The sequence below is a fragment of the Coprobacter sp. genome, assembly GCF_982436375.1.
This window is the reverse complement of the sequence record NZ_CEWDCG010000239.1, coordinates 1-3,946: the sequence shown is the minus strand read 5'-3', so window position 1 is coordinate 3,946 and position 3,946 is coordinate 1. Positions and strand designations below refer to the sequence as shown.

Genomic DNA, 3,946 nt, shown 5'->3' with positions numbered 1-3,946 from the left:
GGATTATTGACCAAACAAAAGAACTCATACAAAAATACGACGAAATAACAAAAGGCTCTAAAAACGGGACTCCGGTATATGTAGAATTAGACGTAATAGATATGGATAAAACTGATGAAGGTTTTGCCGCTGACTACGAAGGGATTTATTCTGTAACTAAAATAAAAAAAATCACCAATTATTAATTGGATCAATACCGATATTACAAACACGGAAAGGAAAAAAACGATCTCTTTTTTTATTAACTTTACTAAAAACAATAATAACAAATAAACCGAATATCTTCTCCCAATCTCATTTGATAACTATTCTAGTCCAAACGTCCATGTTCTCCATAGTCTGTAGAACATAAATCATTGTTGGGAAATTTTCCATAAAAATCGAAATCTCAGAATTTTCGACATACAGATATTACTTTCAATCCGATACAGAAATAAATTGGGAAAGAAATACTACCTTTCACGAACAAGAGCATTTATAAGTCCATATATACAAATCCTTTATCGGGAAATTTAAACAGTTTTTTTTAATTCAATCACAACATTTTTTCAATCCGAACCGGTATAATTTATCTATCTTTACAGCATGACTTCAAAAAATATATTATTCGAGCGCTTGAACAACAAGTTGGGAATAACGACACTCAACGAAATGCAATTGGCAACTCTAAGATATAGTGAAAAAGAAAAAGATATTATTCTTATTTCACCTACCGGATCAGGCAAAACAATAGCTTTTCTTCTACCCGTTTTACAAGGATTAGATCCGCTATGTAAAGAAATACAAGCGTTAATTCTTGTCCCCTCACGGGAATTAGCAATGCAAATAAATTCGATAAGCCATTCCATTTCATCCGGATATAAAATAAATTGCTGTTATGGTGGACAACCAATAAAATCTGAAATAAAATCACTACAACAAAATCCGGCTATACTTATAGGTACTCCGGGAAGAATCTTAGATCATATCGATCACGGCAGAATAAACGTGAGTTCGGTAAAAGTACTTGTCTTAGACGAATTCGATAAATGTCTTGAATTAGGATTTCAAGAACAGATGGAAGCAATTATCAAACACATCTCCGGTATTTGTAAACGCATCCTCACATCCGCAACAGAAGGGGAAATCCCTGAGTTTACAGGATTAAAAACTCCTGAAAAGATATATTTCGAGAAAAAAGAGTCTGATAAAAGATTAAGCCTGTATTCGGTCATATCTCCCGAACCGGATAAATTAAAAAGTCTCGAAACGTTACTTCGAAACTTGTCTCCCGGTCCGGTACTTATATTCTGCAATCACAGGGAAAGTACCGAAAGGATCGGTAGTTTTTTATCAGAGCAACATATCTTTAACGAAGTTTTTCACGGCGGAATGGAACAAACCCGAAGAGAAAAAGCCCTATGTCGATTCAAAAACGGCAGTTCAAACATATTCATATCGACAGATCTGGCTTCGCGAGGACTGGACATTCCGGAAATAAAGCACGTTATACATTATCATCTACCGATTAACGAAGAAACGTTTATACACCGAAATGGTAGAACTGCCCGTATGTTTGCCGAAGGAAATGCTTACTTACTGATAAACTCCGCTGAGAATATCCCAGAATATATTCAGAAAAAACAACCAGAAAGATTTAATCTATCCGTTAATATAGACCGATTGGAATTACCACCCATGAATACCCTTTATATCGGAAAAGGGAAAAAAGAAAAATTAAATAAAGTCGACATTGTCGGTTTCTTAATACAGAAAGGAGAATTATATAAAGAAGATATAGGCATGATCGATATAAAAGATCATTATTCTTACGTCGCCATCAATAGAAAAAAAATAAACCGTACTCTCAGACTAATTCGAAAAGAAAAAATAAAAAATATGAAGTCAAAATATGAGATAGCCCGATAGACTTTACCGGGCTATCCGTATTACCGTTTTAATAAACAAATGCTACGTTATCAACCCAAAATTTACTTCCTACCGAACCGATATATGCCCCTTGATCATTTGCAGAGAAACGCAGCATGACATGTGTGACTTCTTCATCAGCCTTTCCCCAGCCCAATTCTTGAATAGGAACAATTTTCCCTTTACTATTCCGAGTATAACGGGGATCATCCGAAGGTACCAATCCCATATAACTCTGATAGTCGCTTCTCTTAGTAATATCTCCATACCATACCGGGATCTGGTAATTATTTACCCAATCCTGTGTATTCCCTGATAATTTTCGATAAGCCGTACCTACACGACGAGCATAAATATTTCCATCTTCATCTTCCCACTGATGCAATAGATAAAGGCAAACTTCAGCCTTATCTCGTCCCGGGACATTCACCGCCTTACCAAATCCCGTAGCTTTTACCATCTGAGGCTCCATATGTAATTTATAGTCAAATTGTAAAGCTTTAGGTTTCTTTGTAAAAGGAATCCCCTGATCAAGTTTACTCTGAGGATTACTCGTATTTTTTATAGGTTCATCCATTCCTCCTAAGAAAATAGAACCGGGAGCCACGACCACAATATTCACCAATCCGATTACTTTACAAGTCTCTTTTCGTATTTCAAGACGAGCACAATACCCGTTTCCTCGCTTTTCGGGAAACACGCTCGTACTGGTTTTGACAATTCCGGCAGGACTAGCCATGACACTCGATGTAGCCCAAGGAGATTGTGCATGACGCCGATAAGGCTTATTCCCTTCAATCGTCATTGTCGGAGCTATTTCATAAATATAACGAGTATGTCCACCTAATAATGCAGACTCTTTAAGTACTCTCGTTGTCCAATGATCCATATCTCCAAAAGGAATCATCTCAACCTTCTGAGCGTTACAAATCCACCCGGCAAAAATGAAATATATTCCGATCAATAAAAATACTTTTTTCATAATTCACTTTTAATCCATATCATTTAAAAACGCAAATATATCAAGAATTAAAATAACGAATTCAACATTCATATATTTTAGATTTATCTTAATAAGAATAGAACACATTTACCGTTATTTAGACCAATCGTTCGATTCGATTTCATCTGAAATCGCTGTTCCATCCATTTTAGAAACATCCTTTTTTACAAAGAAAGCGCTGACCTCATATAACATATAAATAGGAAGAAATACGACCATTAATGTAAACGGATCTCCCGAAGGGGTAATAACAGCAGCAAGCACCAATAGACCTACAACTGCATAACGACGATATTTAGAAAAAAAAGATCGCGTCAGTAATCCTATTCCTGAAAGCATCCAACACAATAACGGCAATTCAAAAACAATCCCCATAATAAAAATCATCATCAGAAAATTATTCATATAAGAGTCGAGAGAAATTTGATTGGGGACTATCTCACTAACCTGATAACCTGCTAAGAAACGCAATGTCAGCGGAAAAACAAGCAAATATCCGACTGCAACACCGATAAAGAACATCAAATTGCCTATAATAAAAGCAAACCTCGCATTCTTTTTTTCTCGTTCATACAGCCCCGGACTGACAAAACTCCACAACTGATATATAATATACGGAAAGGCAAATACAATCGCAAGCCAAAATGAAGTACTCATATGGATAAAAAACTGCGAAGCCAACTGTATATTGATTAAATTTACATGAAAATCATCACCACAAAAATCAGGTAATACCGACAGATATTCGCTTATAGAAGAAAGATATGTACTCAGATTACATATAGAGCGATACAAAACAAAATCAGAAAAACAAGGAGCCAAAATAATAGAATCAAAAATATCGGTCATAAAAACAAAAAAAACAACGGCCAATACAACGACTGCTCCGAGCGATCGAAATATAACGCCGCGCAATGCCTCTAAATGATCCCAAAAGCTCATTTCTTCCATAAATAACTAAAAAAGCAAATTATAAATCAGATAAGCAAAAATAAAACGGATACAAAAAAGCGAGTAAAATATTAACTCTATGCC

General features: G+C 35.5%; 3 protein-coding genes and 1 pseudogene. 2 read left to right on the top strand and 2 right to left on the bottom strand.

Annotated features, from left to right (window positions below; genetic code table 11):
• Both AC1WHX_RS11020 and AC1WHX_RS11015 read left to right on the top strand, forming a co-directional pair.
• Positions 1-185, top strand: a pseudogene (locus AC1WHX_RS11020) (lipocalin-like domain-containing protein); the annotation flags it as partial.
• A 400-nt stretch (positions 186-585) separates the two neighbouring features.
• A complete protein-coding gene (locus tag AC1WHX_RS11015; RefSeq protein WP_039927909.1) occupies positions 586-1,908 on the top strand; it encodes a DEAD/DEAH box helicase in 1,323 nt (440 codons plus the stop codon).
• A 28-nt stretch (positions 1,909-1,936) separates the two neighbouring features.
• Here AC1WHX_RS11015 and AC1WHX_RS11010 read toward each other — a convergent pair whose 3' ends face one another.
• Positions 1,937-2,890, bottom strand: a complete 954-nt coding sequence (locus AC1WHX_RS11010; RefSeq protein ID WP_009317897.1) for a PCMD domain-containing protein — start codon at positions 2,888-2,890, stop codon at positions 1,937-1,939.
• A 114-nt stretch (positions 2,891-3,004) separates the two neighbouring features.
• Complete coding sequence (gene tatC, locus AC1WHX_RS11005; RefSeq protein WP_022389679.1) at positions 3,005-3,862, bottom strand: twin-arginine translocase subunit TatC; 858 nt, start codon at positions 3,860-3,862, stop codon at positions 3,005-3,007.
• Between the last annotated feature and the right edge of the window lie 84 nt (positions 3,863-3,946).

Bases quoted from the DNA above. Each gene is read 5' to 3' on its own strand.
- tatC (WP_022389679.1), bottom strand. From the start codon at position 3,862: ATGGAAGAAATGAGCTTTTGGGATCATTTAGAGGCATTGCGCGGCGTT.
- AC1WHX_RS11015 (WP_039927909.1), top strand. From the start codon at position 586: ATGACTTCAAAAAATATATTATTCGAGCGCTTGAACAACAAGTTGGGA.
- AC1WHX_RS11010 (WP_009317897.1), bottom strand. From the start codon at position 2,890: ATGAAAAAAGTATTTTTATTGATCGGAATATATTTCATTTTTGCCGGG.